Annotated in this window: 19 protein-coding genes and 1 pseudogene; 11 read left to right on the top strand and 9 right to left on the bottom strand. The window is 60.4% G+C overall.

Going from position 1 to position 21,509, the window contains the following annotated elements; translation table 11 throughout:
- Nucleotides 1-41: 41 nt before the first annotated feature.
- A complete protein-coding gene (locus tag DC522_RS14875; protein ID WP_116529465.1) occupies nt 42-791 on the bottom strand; it encodes an SDR family NAD(P)-dependent oxidoreductase in 750 nt (249 codons plus the stop codon).
- 118 nt (nt 792-909) lie between these two features.
- On the opposite strand from DC522_RS14875, the gene DC522_RS14870 reads away from it, so the two are divergent.
- Nucleotides 910-1,812 (top strand): LysR substrate-binding domain-containing protein, encoded by a 903-nt coding sequence (locus tag DC522_RS14870; RefSeq protein ID WP_116529464.1) that lies wholly within the window; start codon nt 910-912, stop codon nt 1,810-1,812.
- A gap of 154 nt (nt 1,813-1,966) precedes the next feature.
- Complete coding sequence (locus tag DC522_RS14865; protein WP_116529463.1) at nt 1,967-2,887, top strand: DMT family transporter; 921 nt, start codon at nt 1,967-1,969, stop codon at nt 2,885-2,887.
- A 445-nt stretch (nt 2,888-3,332) separates the two neighbouring features.
- Here the strand turns inward: DC522_RS14865 and DC522_RS14860 are convergent, their stop codons facing one another.
- From DC522_RS14860 to DC522_RS14835, 6 genes are all read right to left on the bottom strand, one after another.
- On the bottom strand, nt 3,333-4,295 hold the full coding sequence (locus DC522_RS14860) for a bile acid:sodium symporter family protein (RefSeq protein WP_116529462.1): 963 nt from the start codon (nt 4,293-4,295) through the stop codon (nt 3,333-3,335).
- Between the two features lie 24 nt (nt 4,296-4,319).
- Entirely contained in the window at nt 4,320-5,714 is a 1,395-nt protein-coding gene (locus DC522_RS14855; RefSeq protein WP_116529461.1) for an NAD(P)H-dependent oxidoreductase, read from the bottom strand.
- A gap of 77 nt (nt 5,715-5,791) precedes the next feature.
- The gene (gene otnK, locus DC522_RS14850) at nt 5,792-7,057 is read right to left on the bottom strand and encodes a 3-oxo-tetronate kinase (RefSeq protein ID WP_116529460.1); all 1,266 of its coding nucleotides are present in this window, start codon (nt 7,055-7,057) and stop codon (nt 5,792-5,794) included.
- Complete coding sequence (locus DC522_RS14845; protein WP_116529459.1) at nt 7,054-7,866, bottom strand: hydroxypyruvate isomerase family protein; 813 nt, start codon at nt 7,864-7,866, stop codon at nt 7,054-7,056. Before DC522_RS14845 ends, otnK begins: the two co-directional genes overlap by 4 nt.
- Before the next feature lie 4 nt (nt 7,867-7,870).
- Nucleotides 7,871-8,587 carry a 3-oxo-tetronate 4-phosphate decarboxylase gene (otnC, locus tag DC522_RS14840; protein WP_116529458.1) on the bottom strand — a complete coding sequence of 239 codons (717 nt, stop codon included), beginning with the start codon at nt 8,585-8,587 and terminating at the stop codon, nt 7,871-7,873.
- Between the two features lie 61 nt (nt 8,588-8,648).
- Nucleotides 8,649-9,350 (bottom strand): GntR family transcriptional regulator, encoded by a 702-nt coding sequence (locus DC522_RS14835; RefSeq protein WP_371679624.1) that lies wholly within the window; start codon nt 9,348-9,350, stop codon nt 8,649-8,651.
- Between the two features lie 207 nt (nt 9,351-9,557).
- Between DC522_RS14835 and DC522_RS14830 the strand changes: the two genes are divergently transcribed.
- From DC522_RS14830 to DC522_RS14810, 5 genes are all read left to right on the top strand, one after another.
- Nucleotides 9,558-10,583 carry a 4-hydroxythreonine-4-phosphate dehydrogenase PdxA gene (locus DC522_RS14830; RefSeq protein WP_165820168.1) on the top strand — a complete coding sequence of 342 codons (1,026 nt, stop codon included), beginning with the start codon at nt 9,558-9,560 and terminating at the stop codon, nt 10,581-10,583.
- A gap of 75 nt (nt 10,584-10,658) precedes the next feature.
- Nucleotides 10,659-11,654: a tripartite tricarboxylate transporter substrate binding protein gene (locus DC522_RS14825; protein ID WP_116529456.1), complete on the top strand. Its 996-nt coding sequence runs from the start codon at nt 10,659-10,661 to the stop codon at nt 11,652-11,654.
- Nucleotides 11,655-11,735: 81 nt separating this feature from the next.
- Nucleotides 11,736-12,215: a tripartite tricarboxylate transporter TctB family protein gene (locus DC522_RS14820; protein WP_245444176.1), complete on the top strand. Its 480-nt coding sequence runs from the start codon at nt 11,736-11,738 to the stop codon at nt 12,213-12,215.
- Nucleotides 12,216-12,240: 25 nt separating this feature from the next.
- The gene (locus tag DC522_RS14815) at nt 12,241-13,755 is read left to right on the top strand and encodes a tripartite tricarboxylate transporter permease (protein WP_116529454.1); all 1,515 of its coding nucleotides are present in this window, start codon (nt 12,241-12,243) and stop codon (nt 13,753-13,755) included.
- A 53-nt stretch (nt 13,756-13,808) separates the two neighbouring features.
- Nucleotides 13,809-14,699 carry an NAD(P)-dependent oxidoreductase gene (locus DC522_RS14810; protein WP_116529453.1) on the top strand — a complete coding sequence of 297 codons (891 nt, stop codon included), beginning with the start codon at nt 13,809-13,811 and terminating at the stop codon, nt 14,697-14,699.
- Between the two features lie 216 nt (nt 14,700-14,915).
- Here the strand turns inward: DC522_RS14810 and DC522_RS14805 are convergent.
- Nucleotides 14,916-15,552 (bottom strand): annotated as a pseudogene (locus tag DC522_RS14805) (SAF domain-containing protein); the annotation flags it as partial.
- A 175-nt stretch (nt 15,553-15,727) separates the two neighbouring features.
- Between DC522_RS14805 and DC522_RS14800 the strand changes: the two are divergent.
- The 4 genes from DC522_RS14800 to DC522_RS14785 all read left to right on the top strand — a co-directional run bounded on the left by DC522_RS14800 (nt 15,728) and on the right by DC522_RS14785 (nt 20,311).
- Nucleotides 15,728-16,336, top strand: coding sequence for an ANTAR domain-containing response regulator (locus DC522_RS14800; protein WP_245444174.1), 609 nt, complete (start codon nt 15,728-15,730; stop codon nt 16,334-16,336).
- 4 nt (nt 16,337-16,340) lie between these two features.
- Nucleotides 16,341-17,699, top strand: a complete 1,359-nt coding sequence (locus DC522_RS14795) for a CmpA/NrtA family ABC transporter substrate-binding protein (RefSeq protein WP_116529451.1) — start codon at nt 16,341-16,343, stop codon at nt 17,697-17,699.
- A gap of 294 nt (nt 17,700-17,993) precedes the next feature.
- A complete protein-coding gene (gene cysG / locus DC522_RS14790) occupies nt 17,994-19,466 on the top strand; it encodes a siroheme synthase CysG (protein WP_116529450.1) in 1,473 nt (490 codons plus the stop codon).
- A gap of 17 nt (nt 19,467-19,483) precedes the next feature.
- Nucleotides 19,484-20,311: a uroporphyrinogen-III synthase gene (locus DC522_RS14785; protein ID WP_116529449.1), complete on the top strand. Its 828-nt coding sequence runs from the start codon at nt 19,484-19,486 to the stop codon at nt 20,309-20,311.
- Here DC522_RS14785 and DC522_RS14780 read toward each other — a convergent pair.
- Nucleotides 20,295-20,933: an SDR family oxidoreductase gene (locus DC522_RS14780; RefSeq protein WP_371679619.1), complete on the bottom strand. Its 639-nt coding sequence runs from the start codon at nt 20,931-20,933 to the stop codon at nt 20,295-20,297. The genes DC522_RS14785 and DC522_RS14780 overlap by 17 nt on opposite strands.
- Nucleotides 20,934-21,509 lie beyond the last annotated feature (576 nt).

The raw sequence follows: 21,509 nt of genomic DNA, 5'->3' as shown, positions 1-21,509 counted from the left end.
GTTTTTGGAGGGCGCGAGCGGACTGGCGCCCATTGCGCCGATCAATGGATCAGCATCCCGCCGTTCACGTCGATCACGGCGCCGGTGATGTAGGCGGACAGATCCGAGGCGAGGAACAGGTAGGCGCCAGCCACATCCTCCGCATTGCCGAGACGGTTGAGCGGGATTCCTTTCAAGATGTCTTGGCGCATCCCGTCAGTGAGCTTGCCGCCCGTGATGTCTGTCTGAATCAGGCCAGGCGTGACGCAGTTGACGCGGATGCCGTCCGGGCCGAGTTCGCGTGCCATGGCTTTTGCGAGCCCAAGAACCCCGGCTTTCGCGGCGGAATAGTGCGGTCCGCCGAAGATCCCGCCACCCCGTTGGGCCGAAACCGAGGACATGCAGGCGATCGAGCCCTTACGGCGGGAGCGCATGTGGGGAATGAAGGCTTGGCTCAGGTAGAGGACGCCGGTGAGGTTGACATCAAGGATGCGGCGCCAGCTTGCTTCGTCGATCTCCATCGTCTTCACGGGCTGTGTGACGCCGGCATTGTTGAGAAGGATGTCGATATGGCCGAAGGCTGTGATGGCCACATCCGCGGCGTGCTTGCAGGCATCGAGATCCGTGACGTTGCACCCGATGCCGACATGCTCCGGGCCCAGAGACGCGGCAGTATCCTTCGCACCTTGTTCATCAAGATCGAGGATAGCGACCTTGGCGCCGTGCGCCGCAAAGAGACGGGCAGTCGCAAGCCCGATCCCACGTGGACTGGCCGCGCCGGAAATGACGGCGGTCTTGCCTTCAAGAAGCATCGTTTTCCTCCAGCAGAAACTGTCGTTTTTTGGTTTTGTTGAAGGAATTATTTTCCAACTTGTGCTCTTGGACAAACGCGATGTTTACACCCTCTGTTGAATCTGATTCACTAATCCGATGCTTCAGCAGGTGCCGCTCTCCTTTCTCCGGGTCTTTGAAGCGGCTGGCCGGACCGGATCCTTCCGGGCGGCCTCCGCGGAGCTGAACCTGACGCCAAGTGCGGTCAGCCACGCGATACGGAAGCTGGAGCAGGCTCTCGGGATACCCCTCTTCGAGCGTGACACCCGCAATGTCCGCCTGAGTTACGAGGGTGAAGCACTGATGCGCCACGTCAGCCGGGCGTTCGATGAATTGCGGCGCGGCACGGAGGTCGTCTCGACCCGCGGACCCAAACTCCTGCGTTTGCACTGCGCACCGAGCTTCGCGGCCCAGTGGCTGACTCCGAGGTTGGCCAATTTCCTGAAACAACATCCAGGCGTGGAACTCCGTTTGGCGGCCGGAGTCGATTACACGCGGTTCACCTCCGATGAGTTCGATGCGGATATCGTTTATGGCCCACCGCGCGTGGAAGGGCTGATCGTGGTGCCCCTTGGGGAGGAAGCGATTGCACCGATGTGTGCGCCTGATCTTGCGGAGACGATCACCACCCCGTCGGATCTCTTCAACCACGTGCTGATCCAAACGGACAGCAAGCAGATCCAATGGGCGGATTGGTTCAATGCCAATGGCCTGGTCGCGCCTCCTCCGAACGGGAGCCGGTTCGACCGCAGCTTCCTTGCGATTGCGGCAGCAGCCGAAGGGCTTGGCGTCGCCCTGGAGTCCACACGCCTGGCGGAGAGGGAACTCGCATCAGGCCGCCTCGTCATGCCATTGGACCAAAAGTCGATCCCGGTCCGTTATGTCGGGCATAACTTGGTTTTTCCCCGCTACGTTCGGCAGCGTCGTCCCCTGACGGCCTTTGCCGAGTGGCTGCTGGCCGAACTCGGGGTGAAGGCCCAGCTTCCTCCCGGCGGGATCTAGGCGGGTGCTTTCCGTTGGCAGGAAGGATTGTATCAGGACACCTGCTATGTATCAGGATATCTGCGGCCTCATAACCTCTGGCAAGCGAAAGCGCAGGCCTATTCCGGGTCATGAGTAGGCTGTAGCAAGATCGTTCGAAACCCGACAGCACTTAATGACCAGAGGCAGCACCATCCCGACCAACGAGCCTTCCATCAGCCGCGATCGTCCATTGCGAGGCATTGCTCTCATGATCGCGGCGCTTGCGTTCTTTTCCTGCTCGGATGCCGCATCCAAGCTCATGACTGCCTCGCTGCCTGCGGTCGAGGTCGCTTGGCTCCGCTTCTGCGCCTTCACGTTTCTCATGCTGGGGGCAGCTACTTTGACGGGACGCCTGCACGATCTACAATCCCGGCGTCCGCGCCTGCAAACACTCCGTGCCTTGGGTGTGTTGGGGTCGTCTGTCTTCTTCATCATGGGACTGGGTTTCCTGCCGATGGCGGAAGCAACCGCCATCGCCTTTGTCTCACCCGTGATCGTGACAGCTCTTTCAATTCCGATCCTCGGAGAGGTTGTCGGTTGGAGGCGGTGGAGTGCGGTTGCGGTCGGCCTGCTGGGCGTCCTCATCGTCGTGCGCCCGGGAACCGGGGCATTCGACACCGCCGCGATTTTTCCGATCCTGTCGGCTGCAAGCTGGGCCGTTGCCTTGGTGGTGACGCGCAAGATGAGCGGGTCGGATGGACCCCTGACCTCCCTGACCTATGCGGCCATCGTCGGTTTGCTTATCACCTCCGCCATCGTGCCGTTCGGGTGGGTCACCCCCGGCTGGCGCGAGATCGGGCTCGGGTTCGTGACAGGCGTTACATCAACGATCGCACAGTGGCTGGTCGTATTGGCGTTCCAGCAGGCGCGAGCGTCCGTCCTGGCACCTTTTTCCTACAGCCAACTCGTCTGGTCCGGACTGCTCGGCTATCTCGTTTTCGGCAACGTGCCAGACGAGTGGACGCTGATCGGGGCTGGCGTGATCATCGCCAGTGGCCTCTATACGGCTCATCGTGAGCGGACGGTCAGGGTGTCGTCCGCTCTTGCAAAGTAGGCGGGCCGTGAGGTTGGGGCATTTTCTTGCATCGATTGGCTTTCGACCACAAACTCTCCGTGTGAAGGCCGTTTTGCAAATGACGTGAATGGCCGGAAAAGAGCCCTTAACAGACTTTAATTAAGGGCAGCGGAACTTCGCAGACTGGCCCGAACCGGATCTTAGAGCATCGGACCCAAAAGTGGATTTGCACTTTTGGGACCGATCCGATGCTTTCTCCTTCAATGAGAGCATCGTTGAGAGCGGAAAACCGGATCCACTTTTCCGCACGATGCTCTAGAGCATTTTTCGGTGAAGTGGCTCCGGCTCACCGTTCAAGAATGCGGCTGAGCAAAGAAGAGAGCTGATTCCATGCCAATGGAAACAGCTCTAGCTCCCCTGGATTTTTGAACCGAGCTATCGTCTGATCTCCCGGCCGAGTAGTTCGCCTGCTCGTGGAAGGGGTTCAGGCGTTGCGCTCCGCATAGGAGCGCGCCAGAACTGCGCAAACCAGCAACTGGATCTGATGGAAGAGCATCAGCGGCAGGATAATCGCCCCGATCATGCTGGCTGGGAAGAGAATGCTCGCAATCGGAACGCCGCTACCGAGGCTCTTCTTGGAGCCGCAGAACACCAGGGCGATCTCGTCGCGCCGTGAGAATCCGAGCAGCCGGCTTGCCATGGTCGTGATGACGAGGACGGCGCCGAGGAGCACGCAATTGAGGAGCACGAGGAGCATGAGATCCCTCGGCTCCAACTGGCGCCACAGGTTGTTCATGGCAGCCTCGCCGAAGGCGTAGTACACGACGAGCAGGATCGCGCCGCGATCCACGATGCCTGTGAGCGGCCTGTGGCCTTCCACCCATCGGCCTATCCAGGGGCGCATCAGATGCCCTGCAACGAAAGGGACCAGGAGCTGCAATACGATCTCGCCGATGGCATCCAGCGAAACGCCTCCCTGCGTTTGCATGAAGAGTCCCATGAGCAGCGGGGTGAGGAAGATGCCCAGGACATTCGAGGCCGATGCGCTGCACACGGCGGCTGCGACATTCCCGCCGGCCAGCGACGTGAAGGTGATCGAAGATTGGATCGTTGAGGGAAGAAGGCAGAGATACAGAACACCCAGCGCGATGCCCGGCGCCAGATAGGATTGCAGATAGGTCTTGGTGAGCAGACCGAGTACGGGAAACAGCAGGAAGGTCGCGGCGAACACCATCAGGTGAAGGCGCCAGTGCACCGCGCCCTGGATGATCGCTTCGCGTGATAAGCGGGCCCCCTGGAGAAAGAACAGGAGAGCGATCGAGCCGACGATGCCCGCCTTGAGAATCGGCCCCGCGGCTCCAGTGGCAGGCAGGATCGTCGCGATGATGGCCGTTGCCACAAGGGCAACGGTGAAGCGGTCTGGGCGCAGAAGGGGCAGGAGGGACATGGGCGACAAACTCACATGAGGCACTTAAGCCTGCGACTCGAAGAATCGCGCATCCTGATCACGGCGCAATCGCATCAGGGTGGATCCGTCCTGCAGTTCGAGATCGCCCAGCCGAATGACCTGTCCTCTGGCAACCGGCGCGGCCAACCGGCAATCGGCTGCGAGGTAGAACGGAGCCGGTGCCGTCGCCGAAAGAGGCGCGGCGGGGCGGATCTCGGCTGTGACGCCGGCGATGGTATGGTGATGTCCTCCCATGGACAGGGTCGTGCCGGCGGCGAGATCCTCGGTCGCCACGGCGATCAGGTCGTGGCGCGGCCGGTAGTCGGAGCCATAGCCGGACATCCGGTGAACCGCCGCGTCGAGGACGCTGGTGGCGGCCTCGAGCCCCAGCAGATGCCGCGGCAGGAACACCATGGCGGTCGCGCCCGTTCGGCTGACGATGTGCCCCTTCTGGGCCAGCATGTCCCAGCTTTTCGCATCGTCGCAGCGCACCACGACGAAGACGCCGCCCGCGAAGCTGATCTCGTCCGGCTTGCGCATGCAATGGAACACGTCGAGACGCCGATCCCCGGAGAGAATGCCGCCATCCTGTCGATGCGCGAAGATCGTAGGAACCTCACCGATGCGAGCGAGCGGAGCATGAAGGTCGAACCGGTCGGGCTGCAGACCGGTAGCATTCGCAACCACCATGAGCTCGCACAAATCTGGCACGGCCCGCTGCGGGAAATGGGCGATGGCTGCGCTTCGCGCTTCGAGCAGCTCGCCGACATTCCGCTCGCCGAGAGTCCAGTTGCGCGCGAGATCCACATCGTCGGCGAACCGCTCGTTGCTGGTGAGACGGCCTGAGACGGGATCGAAAACGAAGTCGTATTCGCTGGATTTGCCTGCGGCAATCAGATGAAAGCCCATGACTTCCGCCCAAGTGGCGAGACCGATAAGAAGGCTCGGCTGGTCGCCGTCGGCGGTCGTAACGATAAGGCCGCGTTCGGATGCGAGAGCTTTGAGGCCTGGCCCGACGACGCTGTCGAGTTCTTTCGTGACAAGCGCGATGTGCTTGTCCGCTTCGACCGCGAGCAGGGCGTGGTGAGCCGCCGCTTTCGGCTGCCCGGTTGCTTCGACAACGACGTCGAAAGGAAGCTCGGCAACGAGCGAAAAATCGCCTGTCGCGATGTACTCTCCCCGATCCCACGCGGCCCTTGCATCCCGGGCAGATTCGCAGATCTGAATTTTGCGCGGCTCGACTCCTGCGGCTCTCAAGCCCGATGCCGCGGACTCCGCTGTGACATCCACGGCGATGCGCGCATTCATCAGAGGAACGCGCTGAGCCTGGGCCAGAAAGCTCTGCCCGAAACCGCCCGTGCCTACGACGCAGGTTTCGACAGGCCGGTCTGCTTTGGCATAGTAAGTGTGGTAGTTCACGGCGCGTGTCTCCCTTTTCCGATGCGCCTCGCGTCATCGGCGTGCTTGATGTTTGGTGGTGCAGGCCTCTTTTCGGCCTACCGAAGCATCGTCCAGGCCTTCAGGAAGAAGTCCGGAGCGCCGAAATTGCCTGACTTGAGCGCGAGTGCGAGGTCGGTGCCTCCGAGCGAGCGGGTCCATGGGACGCCCGGATCGATCTCCGGCCCGATCGCGAGCGCCTCAACGCCAAGCGCGTTCACGACGGCCCCCGATGTTTCGCCGCCAGCGACGATGATGCGTGTAATGCCGAGCGCCGGAAGAGTTCGCGCAATCTGCGCGAGAGTGTTCTCGACGATCTCACCGGCGTTCATGCGACCGAGCTTGCTTTGAACGGCCTGCACATCCTCGGGCGTCGCCGTGGAATAGATGAGAACCGGCCCGGTTGCATCTTGCCCGGCGAGCCAGTCGAGAGCTGTTTGGGCGGTGACGTCCCGGGTCGCGAGCTCCGTGGGATTGAGCCGGAACGCCGGAATTCCTGCCTCGATTGCCGTCTCGACCTGGCGCTGCGTCGCACTCGAACATGATCCGGCCAGGATGATGCTACGTCCTGCGGGAGCATCGAAGGATCTCTCCGTTGAAGGCGACGCATCGGCGGCGCTCCGCCGGTAAGCCGCGGGCAAGCCCATTGCGACTCCCGATCCGCCGGTGATCAGTGGGAAGTCGGCCGCCGCAAGCCCGATGGCTCTCAGATGCTTGTCGCTCAAGGCATCAACGATCACGATCCGGTGCCCGGCGGCCTTTTCGCGCTCGAAGGCGGCGCGAATGGCATCCGGTCCACCTTCCACATCCTCATAGGAAATCAGACCGACGGGGAGTTTCGTCTGTCGCTGCAGAACCCGCACAAGATTGGAATCCCGCATGGGCGTGAGCGGATGATCCTTCATGCTGCTCTCGTGCAGCGGCACGCCGTTCACGAACAGATGGCCCTTGTAGATTGTGCGGCCGTTGGCCGGAAAGGCAGGGCAGGCGAGGGTGAAATCACTGCTCGTCAGGTTGAGCAAAGCCTCTGTCACCGGCCCGATATTGCCCTCATCCGTGGAGTCGAAGGTGGAGCAATATTTGAAGAAGAGGTTTCGTGCGCCGGCCTTCCGGAGAGCCTGCGCGGCTGCGAGCGATTGATCGATGGCGTCCTGTGCCGAAATAGTCCTGGATTTCAGGGCCACGACGACGGCATCCGCGCCCGAAAGATCGAGGTCTGCCCGCGGAACACCGATCGTCTGAGTGGTCCGAAGCCCTTCACGGGCCAGCATGAGTGCGAGATCTGTGGCTCCCGTCAGATCGTCCGCTATGCATCCGAGCTTCATGCCGCACCTCCAAGGGAACTTGAGAATGATCGATCCTGGGTCCACGCGGAGAGCCAGCCGAGGCCATCTTCCGTTCGTCCGCGCGGTTTGTATTCGGCCCCGATCCAGCCGTCATATCCGAGGCGGTCAAGGATCCGGCAAATGTAGCGGTAGTCGATCTCTCCCTCGTCGGGCTCCGCCCGGCTTGGCACCGCTGCGATCTGCACATGGCCGATCAGGTTCAGGTAGTCCTTGAGCCTTCTCGTCAGATCGCCCTGCATGATCTGCGTGTGATAGCAGTCGAACATGATCCTGACATTGGCACGGGCGACCTTTTCGATGATCGATGCAGCCTGCTCGATACGATGTAGGAAATAGCCAGGTTTGTCCCGGTGATTGATCGGTTCGATCAGGACCGTCATCCCGGCCTGCGCAGCCTTGTCCGCAGCCGCCGTCAGGTTGGCGACGAACATGCGCTCGGCTTGCGCCGCCGCATCCACGGACACCACGCCTGCCATGCAATGGACAGCCGACGCACCGATCACGGCTCCGTAGGACAGAGCCTGGTCGACAGCTTGCTGAAATTCCTCCTCCCGGCCCGGCAGAGCTCCCAGGCCGAAGTCGCCCGCGGCAGCGTTGCCGACAGGCGTGTTCAAACCGAGCATCGCCACTCGGCTCCGGGCGAGGGCATCGCGCATCTGCGTGGCGGGCACTTGGTAGGGCCAATGCATTTCCACCGCCTTGAAGCCCGCCTTGGCAGCTGCCGCGACGCGCTCCAGTTCGGGGAGCTCGGAGAAAAGAAAACCGAGATTGGCCGAGAAGCGGGACATTGGCTCACTCACCCTTATGGACATGGCAATGGGGCTCGGAACAGAGGCCGTGATCGTGCTCGGCGTCCTCGACAATCGCTTCATCCAGTTTGAAGTGCGTGACGAGGTCTCGGACTTGCGCCCTGGTCAGCAGACGGGGATTGAGGCCATGCAAAAGCAGCCGCAACTTTGCGGTTTCCTCCAGCTCCTCCGTCGCATAGACCGCCGCCTCGAGATCCCGGCCGGCCACGACCGGCCCATGATTGGCCAGCAGGACCGCGCTGTAACGTCCCGCCAGTCCGCGGATTGCATCGGCGACCGCAGGATCCCCCGGCCGGTAGTAGGGGACGAGCACGGTCCGCCCGACACGCATGACATGATAGGCGGTCAATGGCGGGAGAACATTGGCTGGATTCACGTCCGGCAGCATTGAGACCGCGACCGAGTGGGTCGAGTGCAGATGGACGATTGCACCGGCATCCCTGCGGGTCTCGTAAAGGGCCGAGTGGAGCGGAAGCTCCTTCGTGGGGGCGTCGCCGGAAACAAGGCGGCCATCCGGATCGAGGCGGCTCAGCCCAGCTGGGTCGAGGAAGCCGAGGGAACTGTTTGTCGGTGTCGCCAGCCATCCCCCGTCGTTCAAGCGAACCGAGATGTTGCCGGACGATCCGGTCGTCAGGCCGCGTTCGAACAGAGAGCGGCCGAAGCGGCAGATCAATTCGCGGAGATGGCTTTCATCGCTCACGTCAGGCCTCTCGGAGGTATTCGGGGTGGAGCGGATCGGGCGGCAGCGAGGCGGGATGTTCTCAGAGGGAGTTTCTGACCCGCTCCCAGGTTTTCTCCATATGGGCTGTCAGCACCTTGCTCAGACGCTCGGCATCCCGCGCCTCCAAGGCCGAGATCATCTCTTCGTGGTCCGCCACGGCGCCGGCCCATTTTTCAGGCCCCTCGTTGCCGATGTAGCGGATGCGCCGCAGGCGGGCCTGCAAGATGCCATGCACGTACGCCAATGCCTCGTTCTTGGACAGGCGAAGAATGGCCGAATGAATGTTCTGGTTCAGCTTGAAATAGGGTAGGCGATCCCGCCGCTGGTACATCTCGATCATACGATCGTGCAGCTCGCGCACGTCCCGGATCTCGTCGTCCGAGGCGTGCTCGCAGGCAAGGCGACCTGCAAGACCTTCGAGATTGCCAAGAACCACCAGACTGTCGTGAACGTCTTTCGCCGTGAACTGGCGCACCACAGCGCCTTTTCCGGGGGAGAGCTCAACCAGCCCTTCGCTCGCCAGAAACTTGAGAGCTTCCCGCAGGGGCGTTCGCGAAACCCCGAGCTTACTGCCGAGGTTGCCTTCGTGAATCCGGCTCCCGGGAGGGAGCTCGCCCTCGATGATCATGTCTCGGACCCGAGTCACGATGGCATCATGAAGACTGGGGCGGGCAATGGGTCCGCGCCCGTCGAGATCCTCAGCCAGCAGATCTGTCATTCCGGTTGCCATTGATTGATCCATGCTCAGCCACCTGTCTGTCCCAATGGTTTCGGGTCCATACCGCCTTTCATAAACTTTATTCTGAGTTTCCTCAAACAAAATTCTGCATACAGCATACTTGCGTACTGAATTTTTGGCTGTTACCGTCCGGTTAACGTTGAGGAAGAGGTTGCCGTGAGCGCGAGTTCATCATCTATCCCCCAGGCCAAGCCCACCATTGCCTTCGCGATGGGGGATCCTGCAGGCATCAGTCCGGAATTGGCCGCAAAGCTGATCGCGTCCGATGAGTTCCGCGAAGGCGCGCATCTCGTGATCTTCGGCGACCTGCGGATCCTGGAGCAGGGCGCAAAGGTTGCGGGCGTCGGTGTCGATGTGGAGGTCGTCGCGTCGGAGCAGGCCGTTCCCGAGCGTGCCCTCCGGCCTGTCTTCATCGATCTGAAGAACCTCAGTCCCGATCAGGTGACGCCCGCCACCGCTACTCTCGAGGGCGGCTTGTTCGCCACCGAGAACTTCCGGCGCGCCCTGCTTCTGGCGCATTCCGGGCGCGCGGATGGCGTGTTCTTCACCCCGTTTAACAAGAAGGCCATGCGCCTCGCTTACGACGGCTACGACGACGAAATCCGCTTCGTGCGCGACGTGCTGAAGACGCCCGTGGCGGCAAGTGAATTCAACGTACTGGGCAGGCTCTGGAATGCCCGCGTCACCTCGCATATTCCGCTCGCGAAGGTATCCTCCGCCATCACGGAGCAGTCGATCCTGAGGTCTCTCACCCTGGCGGATCAGTGCATGAGAGCCGCCGGCTTCAACCCGCCGCGCATCGCTGTCGCTGGGCTCAACCCGCATGCGGGTGACGGCGGCAACTTCGGCAGTGAGGAGATCGAGGTCATCGAGCCCGCTGTCCGCAAGGCTCTTGCGCAAGGCTTTGCCGTCGACGGTCCGTTCCCGTCCGACACCGTGTTCCTGCGGGCCAAAAACGGTGACTTCGACGCCGTTCTGACGATGTACCACGATCAAGGTCAGATCGCGATGAAGCTGATGGGGTTTGATCGCGGCGTCACGCTGATCGGCGGCTTCCCGTTCCCGATCTGCACCCCGGCTCATGGCACGGCCTACGAAATCGCCGGGCGCGGAATCGCCAATCTCGGCGCAAGCCGTGAGGCGCTTTCCCTCGCCATTCGCATGGGCTCCGAGGTGCGTGCTCGCAGAGCCCAAACGGAGGTTGCAGAAAACTTCGCCGCAGCCGTCAATTCCTAAGAGCTAGATCAGCACAACAAGATCGGCATCCAAGCTGACGCCATCGATTGGAAACACTCAAAGGGAGAAAGAATAATGCTCAAGAAAACGTCATGGTTGGTTGCGACTGCCCTCGCGGTCACCCTCGCAGGAGGGGCGCAAGCTGACTGGAAGCCGACCAAGCCGGTGGAGTTCATTGTGACGTCAAGCCCAGGCGGCGGCACGGACAACTTCGCTCGCGTCGTGCAGTCCATCATCTCCAAGTACAAATTGATGGACCAGTCGATCGTCGTCACCAACAAGGGGGGCGGCAGTGGCGCCGAGGGATATGTCTACACCAAAGTCGCTGCCGGGGATCCCCACAAGCTGACGTTCGGAACGAACAACGCCTATCTCCTGCCATATGTGGCGAAGCTCGCATACAAGGCGGACGAACTAACGCCGGTTGCGGCCATGGCGCTTGATGAGTTCCTGCTTTGGGTCAACGCAAGCTCGCCCTATAAGGATGCGAAGAGCTTCATCGAGGCGGTAAAGGCGAAGCCTGATACTTTCAAGATGGGCGGAAGCCAGTCGAAGGACACGGATCAGACGCTCACAAGCCTGATTCAGGACGCGACGGGCGCGAAGTTCATCTACGTTCCGTTCCAGGGCGGTGGTGCGGCTGGTGTGCAGCTTGCTGGTGGCCATATCGACTCCAACACCAACAACCCGAACGAGAATGCCGGCCAGTGGAAGGCCGGAGCGATCACCCCGCTCTGCGTGTTCAGCCCGACGCGTCTTCAATCAGGCCAGAAGGTGACGGCCACCATGGGATGGTCCGACATCCCCACCTGCAAGGAAGCAGGAATCTCCATCGACCAATTCCAGATGCCGCGCACCGTGTGGCTGCCGGGCGGTGTTCCTTCCGAAGCTACCACATATTATGCAGATGTGCTCAAGAAGGTCAGCGAGACGCCTGAGTGGAAAGAGTATGTCGAGCGTACGTCCCAAACAGATCGCTTCCTGGCCGGTGAGCAACTGAAGAGTTTCGTTGCGGAAGACGAAGCCAAGAATCGCAAGGTCTTCGAGAAGGAAGGCTGGATCGTCCGCTGAGCGTGATGCTTCCGGTGGCCAGCGCGGCTCTCGTTCGCGCTGGCCCATCCATACGGCGCTCACCAGATCAGGATGAACATCATGATTTCTCGTTTTGCGGCTGAACTCGGTACGGCGACTTTGACGGCAGGCTTGGGCCTCGCAGCGGTTGTCGGTGCTCTGGAATTCGGTATCGGCTGGGGTGATGCGGGGCCGGAGCCTGGCGCGTTTCCATTCTACATCGGCCTGCTGATCATTGCCGCAAGCCTCGGCACGGTGGTGCAATCGATCGTCGGGCGACAAGAACTGCGATCAGTTTTCCTCGGCCGCGAACAGGCGAGGCGTGTTGCATCGTTCTTTATCCCGATGGTCGTCTTCGTGGTGGTCGCCCGTCTGCTTGGGCTCTATGTGGCGGCAGCCCTCTACCTCACCTTCGTCATGTGGGTGCAAGGAAAGTATCGCCTCATCATATCGGCCGCTTCAGGTGTTGCTGCGGCCATTGCTTTTTACCTCGTGCTGGAAGTGGCATTTCAGGTTCCTCTCCTGAAAGGTCCGCTCGAAGCCGCTCTGGGCCTCTATTAGCCTCCAACCCTGACGGAGACAGGCCGTGGAAAATTTTGCATCGCTTCTTCAAGGCTTCGGCGTCGCACTGACGACCTACCATGTCATGCTGATGATGGTCGGAGTTCTTCTTGGAATCCTTGTGGGCGTCCTCCCGGGGCTCGGCGCGCCCAATGGCGTTTCGCTGCTTTTGCCCCTGACCTTTTCGATGGATCCGGTTGCTGCCATCATTCTTCTCACCAGTATGTACTGGGGCGCACTCTTTGGCGGATCTACCACATCTATCCTCTTCAACATTCCGGGCGAACCTTCCTCTGTCGCGACGACATTGGATGGCTATCCGATGGCTCAACAGGGCCAGGCCACGCAGGCATTGACGCTTGCGTTCCTGTCGGCCGGCTTCGGTGCCTTGGTCGGCGTGATCCTGATCACGGTTCTTTCGACCTGGGTGGCGAAATTTGCCCTTCGGTTCAGTTCGCCCGAGTACTTCGCTGTTTACTTTCTGGCTTTCGCCAGCTTCATCGGACTTGGTGCGGCATCTCCTTTCAAGACCGTTGTCTCGATGGGGCTAGGCTTCGCCTTCGCGGCGGTGGGTATGGATACGGTGTCGGGCGGACTGCGCCTTACCTACGGGTTCAGTGAACTCCTGTCGGGGATCAGCTTTCTCATCGCGGTCATCGGCCTCTTTGGGATTGGTGAACTCATGCTCACCATGGAAGAAGGACTTCGCTTCGAGGGTATCAATGCGCGTGTCCGGGCCCGGGACGTGCTCAAGACCATTGCGACTCTTCCGCGCTATTGGGTGACGCTCCTCCGCAGCAGTGCGATCGGTTGCTGGATGGGGATCACTCCGGGCGGTCCGACAGCGGCTTCCTTCATGAGCTATGGTTTGGCCAAGCGCCTCTCCCGCCGCAAGGAGGGGTTCGGCAAGGGTGAGCCGGAAGGAGTCGTGGCTCCAGAAACGGCAGATCATGCTGCAGGCAGCAGCGCCATTCTGCCAATGCTCGCCCTTGGCGTACCTGGATCCGCAACCGCCGCGGTTATGATGGGCGGCCTGATGATCTGGGGTCTCAATCCCGGGCCCATGCTGTTCATTGAGCGTCCTGACTTCGTGTGGGGGCTGATTGCCAGCATGTATCTCGGCAACGTGGTTGCCGTTCTCCTGGTGCTCGCGACCATCCCCCTTTTCGCATCGATCCTGCGCATTCCATTCGCCATCATTGGTCCAGTGATTGTGATCGTGTGCTTCATCGGTGCCTACACCGTTGCAGGACGTCCTTTTGATCTCTGGTTGGCGTTAACCTTCGGCATTGTGGGATACTTGTTCAAGAAACTGGATTATCCGGTTGCTCCGCTCGTGCTGGCGATGGTGATCGGAGACAAGGCAGAGGACGCCTTCCGACAGTCCATGATCATGTCGAAGGGATCCTTATCGATCTTCTGGTCGAACGGGCTGGTCGCGACGCTCATGGCAATCGGTCTCTTGCTTGCCTTCGGCCCCGTTCTCAGCAGCCTGATGAGCAAGTCCGCACGACCAAAGACGTCGTCCGTCGCGGCATGAGGCCAACGTTATGTCTCGCCTGATGAAAACGAGGCAAATGCAAGGAAATTGGAATGAAAGCATCCAGTTCAACCGCCGTGACGTTCCTCGGCATTGGCCTTATGGGATCCCGACAAGCCCGACGGCTGCTTGAAGCCGGTTATCAACTGACTGTCTGGAATCGTTCACGGGAGAAGGCTGAAGCGCTTGTGCCTCTGGGGGCGCAAGTCGCTGAGACAGCGGTCGAAGCCGTCCAAAGGGCAAACGTCATCATTCTCATGCTGGAGAATGGAGCCATCGTGTCCGATGTGCTGTTCTCCCAGGGATTTGTGGATGCCTTGCGGCCGGGGAGCATCATCATCGACATGAGCTCCATCAAGCCCGCTGAGGCTCAGGACCATGCAAGGCACCTGGCCGAGCGCGGCGTTCAGCACATCGATGCGCCGGTGTCAGGCGGTACGGTCGGGGCGGAGCAGGGAACCCTGGCCATCATGGCTGGCGGGAACGAGCAGGCCTTCTCCCGTGTAAAGCCGATACTGGAGGTTATGGGTCGCCCTGTTCATGTCGGTCCACACGGAGCCGGGCAGCTTGCGAAGCTCGCTAACCAGATCATTGTCGGTGTGACGATTGGTGCTGTCGCTGAAGCGCTTCTCCTTGCGCAGCGAGGAGGGGCGGATCCGGCCAAAGTCCGAGAGGCTCTGCGAGGTGGCTTCGCAGAAAGCAGGATTCTCGAACTTCACGGTCAGCGAATGGTGGAGCGAGATTTCATCACCAAGGGCCGCTCGGTGACACATCTAAAGGATCTTGATAATGCACTGGATGCGGCAGAGCGGCTTGCCCTCGAAGCCGTGCCATATACCGCCCTCACAGCCGATCTCTTCCGCGGCCTCATCGAACACGCGGGTGATCTCGATCACAGTGGACTGCTCGTCGAACTTGAGCGCAGGAATGTTGCTGCTCGCTGACTAACAGCAAGACGAAACGCGATGACGAGCAAGTAGCGCCTTAATGCGCGTCGCCATTCTCGCTGCAACACCCGGGAAGGCCGGATCTTATGCTTCGGCGGCGTCGGCTGATGGCACATCAGGGACATTGCGTGTTGGTCGGTTCTCAGGCGCCAAGCGGATTTGAGAAAGGGCAGGGGGACGTCTCAAGCTGACCCGGAGGGGCGCTCCCTTTGGCTAACCAGCGCCATAGCGGCTGCACATTTCCATCCGAACCTGAACGGCCAGCCGATCGGAATCCAAGCTCACGTCGTCTTCCGTCACTACGGATCCCGAAGCAATGTCCCGGGTCAAGCGTACGCCATGAGCAAGGCCGATCGGCAGCATGCGCTGGGTCCTGCTACGAGCCGCGGGCACCAAGCGCCCATAGACTTGTGTATCCGCCTTCGCCATCAAGGGTCTCGCCAGCCTTGAGATCGCGCTTCGCCACCGCATCGCCACGCCAAACCCGGCTGGAGCCAGTCGGTTCGCCGCGTAGGACCGCGCTCAGAACCGAAATCGACAACTCGAGGCCGATCAGGTGAAACGGCTTGTACATGGCCGTGTAGAAGCCGGTAGAATCCGTGGGAAGACCGTACTGCCTGAAGCAGGCCGCCGCGTAGTCATTGGGTACTTTGAGCACGACATAAACGCCCCAGCGCAGATCGCGGAACACGGGCCGGCCATCGCGCTCCAGGGAGGACACAACCTCCACCATGCCGTCATGATCAAGATGCCCGCCAACAGCTCGGGGGCGCAGGATATGGGTGAGATCGTCGGTGCCACAAGGGGGAAAGCCTAGCCCGTGCTCCGGCACGTCAAGGTCACAGGCATTAGGCCTGCTTCATGTGTATAGTATTATTCTGCCGGTCTCACGGGGCGATCAGCCGGCACTGAATGCCTAAGTTTTGAGCAGAATACGCGCGAGGCCGAACGTCCCCTGCGAGGGGTTTTGGCCTGAAACTTGCATGCTGCTCACCCAAGCATTGGCATCGAGAGCTCTCAATACCTTGGCTAAAGATACTCAGACAGGTCAGCGGCCACTTCGCGTTGCAGTCATCGAGGAGAATAGCATCAGGGCTGCTATTCTGATCGATGGCCTGCGGGATGCTGGAATTGCCGACGTGGAGATCATCGAAACGATGACACATATGCTTCGTCGGCTGAGCACCATCGATCCTGATGTGATCATCATCGGAATCGAGAATCCCAGTCGTGACGTGCTCGAGCAGATGTTCCAGGTTTCCAAGCTGGTCTCCCGACCAGTGGCAATGTTCGTGGATCACTCTGACGAGGGCATGATCCAGGCTGCCGTCGAAGCCGGCGTATCGGCTTATGTGGTCGACGGATTGCGCAAGGAACGGGTGAAGGCGATCGTGGACATGGCGGTCAGCCGGTACAATGCGTTTGACCGTCTGCAGCGTGAGTTGGTGGCCGCGCGCAGCGAGCTGGCGTCCCGCAAGATCATCGATCGCGCAAAGGGAATCCTCATGAGAACCCGGCAACTCTCGGAGGAGGAGGCCTACGGGCTCCTACGCCAAACAGCCATGAACGAAAAAAGAAAGCTCGTCGATATCGCGCAGAGCGTCATCACGGCGGCTTCCCTTCTGGAGAAATAATCGCGTGTGGGAATCGCAAGCATTCGGAAGCCATTCTCTAGACCAAACCGGTTCGTCAGAGGGGACGCCCGCGCCAACGGCAGGTCGCCCCTCGCCGGAGCGGCTCGTGCGCGTGGGGTTCATTCCGCTTGTGGACATGGCAGTGCTTGTTGCTGCGGCAGAACAGGGTTTCGCCCGGCGAGAGGGAATCCGTCTCGAACTCATCAGGGACGTCTCCTGGTCGAACATTCGAGACCGGCTGGCCTTCCAGCAGTTCGATGTCGCCCATATGCTGAGTCCAATGCCGGTTGCCTCCCAGCTGGGTCTCGGCTCGAACCCATACCGCTGCTTCACGCCATTCGCTCTGGGACGCGGAGGCAATGCCGTCACGCTCTCATTGGCGTTGTACCATGAGATGCAGGCGGTCGCCGGCCTCGATGGGTCGGAGAATGCTCTCGCAAATGCCATGGCTCTAAAAGCGGTTATCGAACGGAGAAGGCGCAACGGGCGTAAATCGGTCGTATTTGCCATGACCTACCCGTTCTCATCCCACAATTATGAATTCCGCTTTTGGCTCGCGGCTGGCGGCATCGATCCGGATCGCGACGTGACGATGACAGTGGTGCCGCCTCCGCTGACGGTCGATGCCATGTCGGCGAATGCCATCGATGGCTTCTGCGTCAACGCCCCCTGGAACATGATTGCCGTGGAGAAAGGTGTCGGCCGCATCGTGGCCACGAAAACTGACATCTGGCCGTCCGCTCCCGAGAAGGTGCTGGGCGTCAGCCCGATCTGGGCGGAGAAGAACCCGGAGATTCTGTCGCGCTTGATCGTGGCGCTGGATGCCGCGGCCCGCTGGTGCGACGATCCGGGCAACCATAGCAGTCTAGCTGATATGTTGGCCGATCCGGCTTATGTCGGAGGCGGGTCGGACACGATCCTCCGTGTGCTGCAGGGTGAAATTTCCGTCGATCCCGACGGGAGGACGCGGCGGATTGAAAATTATATGATGTTTCATGGGCAGACCGCGAACTTTCCCTGGATCAGCCAAGCCTTATGGATTTACAGCCAGATGGTTCGCTGGGGGCAGGTCTATTATAATGAGGCTTGCATTGCGCAGGTCGAAACCGCTTACCGTCCCGATATCTACCGCCGGGTGCTTGAAGGCTCGGCGACCGCTGTTCCCACAATTGACATCAAGATCGAAGGTGCAGAGCCCGGCTCGATCACCGTTCCCAGCAATGGTGGAGACATCGTCCTCGACCAGCATCCCCTTATTGATCAGCGCGCTTTCGATCCAAGCGACATTCCGGCTTACGTGGATGGCTTTTCCATCGCATCGAAGTCTCCACGCTGGCAGCAAAATATGCAATCAGACGCATAGAATAGGCGCATCCTGCACAAACTATCGACTTGAGTGAAGGGAGTGCACGGCGTAATTTTTCATTCAAGGTTAGGTCAGACAAGGAAGTCGCAGCCGACCTTGATGAGCAGAGCCGATCAATGGTGATCGGCCGCGCCTGCCTTTGACAAGGCTCCATTCCGACAACGACGTCGCATGGTTGATTGTAGTGCCGTTGCGGCGGCATGCAGTTCATCACGCGGCGCTTTTTGTGTTCGAAGGTCTTTGCAAGCACGAACTGTGGCTTCCGCCGTGACGAATTCCAGAGGGTCATCGATGTTGCAGCCGTTAAGAAAGCCCTCTGAAGCAGAGCCGGAGCGCTTAGGCCGTCTCGCCAAGCTGCCGGTGTTCTTCGACCTCCGCGGCAAGCGCGCCGTGCTCGTCGGCGGAACACCGGGGGCGGCCTGGAAGGCGGAGCTGCTGGCATCTGCGGGAGCGCTTGTTGATGTTTACGCGACCGATGTCTGTGCTGAAATGGAGGCACTCATCGCTCGTGGGGCATCGGACGGTTGCTTAACCCTGCATCGCTTGAGCTGGTCGCCCCAAATCCTGCACGATGCCGCTCTCGCAGTCGGCGACTTTGAGGAGGAGAGCGAAGCCGAAACCTTCGCCTCAGCCGCGCGTCGGATTGGAGTTCCGTTGAATGTCGTCGACAAGCCTGGATACTGTGATTTCCAGTTCGGTTCAGTGGTCAACCGTTCGCCAGTCGTTATCGGTATCTCCACTGATGGTGCTGCACCAATTGTGGGCCAGGCGATCCGACGTCGCATCGAGACGCTGCTTCATCCGTCGCTGTCTGCCTGGGCTTCGCTCGCCAAAGCCATACGCGAGCGCGTCATGGAGCAACTGCCTGCGGGATTGTCTCGCCGCACGTTCTGGGAGCGCTTCGCCGATCTCGCGTTTCAGGGCTGCCCGCCAGAGGCGATGGGATCGAGCGTCGACACCGTGCTCAGACAAATCGCATCTCAACCGGTCAGGACGGTGGGACGCGTCACGCTTGTCGGCGCAGGACCGGGCGATTCAGAATTGCTGACTCTTAAGGCCGTGCGGGCGCTACAGGCTGCGGACGTCATTCTCTTCGACGACTTGGTTTCGGAGGATGTGCTCGAGCTTGCGCGCCGCGAGGCAAGGCGCCTCATGGTGGGAAAGCGGGGCGGGCGCGCATCCTGTGCGCAGGATGACATCAACGACCTCATGACTCACCTTGCTTTGCAAGGAAAACATGTGGTTCGTCTAAAGTCTGGCGATCCGATGATCTTTGGGCGGGCTGGAGAGGAGATCGAACACCTGGAGCGTGCCGGCGTTCCCGTGGATGTGGTGCCGGGCATTACTTCCGGCATCGCTCTGGCATCGGCGCTGGGTGTTTCCCTTACCCATCGCGAAATGGCGCAGTCGGTTCGGTTCGTGACAGGATGCGCAAAGACGGGGCGCCTCCCGGACAACCTGGATTGGCGAGGCCTAGCCGATCCCCGGACGACCATGATTTTCTACATGGCCGGAGGAACCGCGGGTGCGATCGCGGCGCGATTGGTTGAAGAGGGCTTCTCGCTGGACACTCCCGCAGTGATGGTGTCGAACGTGTCCCGGGAGGACGAGCGCTGGGCAGGGCCTCTCTCTGGCCTCGACGAAGCCAGCGCACGGCGTGATCGCTCGAAGCCCGTCATTATCGGCATCGGCCGCGTCTTCGGCAGAGCTATCCAGTCGCGGCGTGAACATAACCCGCTGCTCGCACTTCAGGCAAATGCCTAAGCAAAGGACGTGAGATCATGCTGCAAGGGCGGAGGATTGCTGTGCCGGAGAGCCGCGAGCTTGATCTGTTCGCGAGCATCCTCGAACGCTACGGCGCGGCTGCAGTCCGATGCCCTCTGGTATCGATTCATGATGTAGAGGATGCCGCACCAGTTCAGTCATGGCTCACACGGTTTGCCGAGGGGCAGCACGACAGCCTCGTTCTGTATACGGGGGAGGGGCTCGCCCGTCTCTTAGGGTTCGCCCGCCGAGGCGGCGTCGAGGTCGATGTGATCGCCAGTCTTCGACGAACACGTAAGATCGTCCGGGGGCCAAAGCCTGCTAAGGTGCTGCGCAGCATCGGGCTCAGCGCGGACGTAACGGCGGAGCAGCCCACCACCGCCGGCTTGATCAAGACCCTATCTGCACTGGATCTGAACGGCAGTTGCGTCGGCGTGCTGCTTTATCCCGGAGGCGAGGATTTGCTGACGGGGTTCTTGAAAGTGGCAGGTGCCAAGCCCGATCCCATCCTGTGCTACCGCTATGCTTCGAACGAGGAGGACGAACGGGTTGCTCACCTCGTCGATCAGCTTGTCTCGGCGGACATCGAACTTATCGCCTTCACCAGTACGGCGCAGGTGCGCCGCCTTCAGGAGGTTGCGCGACAGGTTGGCAGAGAATCGGAACTCGATGCGGCGATGCAGCGGGTTTTGATCGCGGCTGTCGGTCCCGTCACCGCTCAGGCTGTGGAAGAGGCCGGCTGGCCCGTTGCAGCGATGCCGCAGGACAACTTCCATCTTAAGCCCATGGTCGTTGCGCTCGGCAAGAGGCTTTCGGGCAATGCTGGCGCTATTCCTCTCCCATAGTATTTCCACCCAGGGATCGGACGCCCTCGCCGGAGGCGTACAGCGCATCAAGGCCCTCACGATAGGTGGGGAAGCGAAGCCTCACGCCCAGCTCATCCTTGATCCGCACATTTCGCACACGCTTGTTGTCCCGATAGAAGGAGCGCGCCATGGCATTAAGAGTGGCCGCTTCGAACGATACTTCTGGAGGTGGCTCGAGACCGAGAAGTCGAGCCGCATACGTGATCACGTCCTGAGGAGGGCCAGGCTCGTCGTCGGCAACATTGTAGATCGCGCTGCGGCTCGGGTGCTCGATGGACGCCATCAGGACCTGTGCGATGTCGGCAGTATGAATACGGTTGAACACTTGTCCGGGTTTGATGATGCGCCGCGCCGTTCCATCAGCGACTTTCCGGAGAGCGTTGCGCCCAGGCCCATAGATGCCCGCAAGGCGGAAAATCTGAACGGCGACCGATCCGCGCTTTCCAAACGCGAGCCACTGCCCCTCGGCGGTTACACGATGACGGGAGCGTTCATTAACTGGTTGGGTCGGAGTGTTCTCGTCAACCCATGCGCCTTGTGCGTCCCCATAGACGCCGACGGTTGAAAGATATCCAATCCAGCGGAGGCGCGGTGCTGTCATGATTGCATCGGACAATGACCTCAGGACCGGATCTGAATCGAAGGCCGGTGGTATAGAGACAAGCAGGGCATCCGCTTGCGCAACTTCCCCGAGAATATCAGGATCATATCTCTCCGCGTCGAAGTAGTAAGGAACAACGCCGGATGCCTGAAGTGCTCTGGCCTTGGAGGTAGAGCGAAACGTGCCGCCGATCCGGGTAAACCGATCCCGGCAAGTCTGTACAAATTGCTGAGCAGTATAGCCGGCGCCGAAAATGAGAAGGTTCATGGAGAAAGCTACGATTGGCGTCAGAGGCGCGATCTTATCGAACCGGCGGAACACCCGCAATTCATTGATTGGTGAACATCAAAATGGATTCCTTCAGTCGTCCTCTCCGCGAAACGGCAATGACGCATGCTCGGTGATCACGACAAAAGCAAAAAGCTGATCATATGATAGCCAACGTGCACAAAGTATAATCTTGAGCAAAAACTAGTCACTTATTAGCTTCATAGCTAATGCGGGTCGCGACAACGAAGTCGCGTGTCTCCGCTGAAGTGTCTGATCAAGGACGATCGGACCGCTTCGCCTCTCATC

The organism is Microvirga sp. KLBC 81 (assembly GCF_003075415.1).
In the GTDB taxonomy this organism is placed as follows: domain Bacteria; phylum Pseudomonadota; class Alphaproteobacteria; order Rhizobiales; family Beijerinckiaceae; genus Microvirga.
This window is presented reverse-complemented; position numbering and strand designations above follow the sequence as displayed.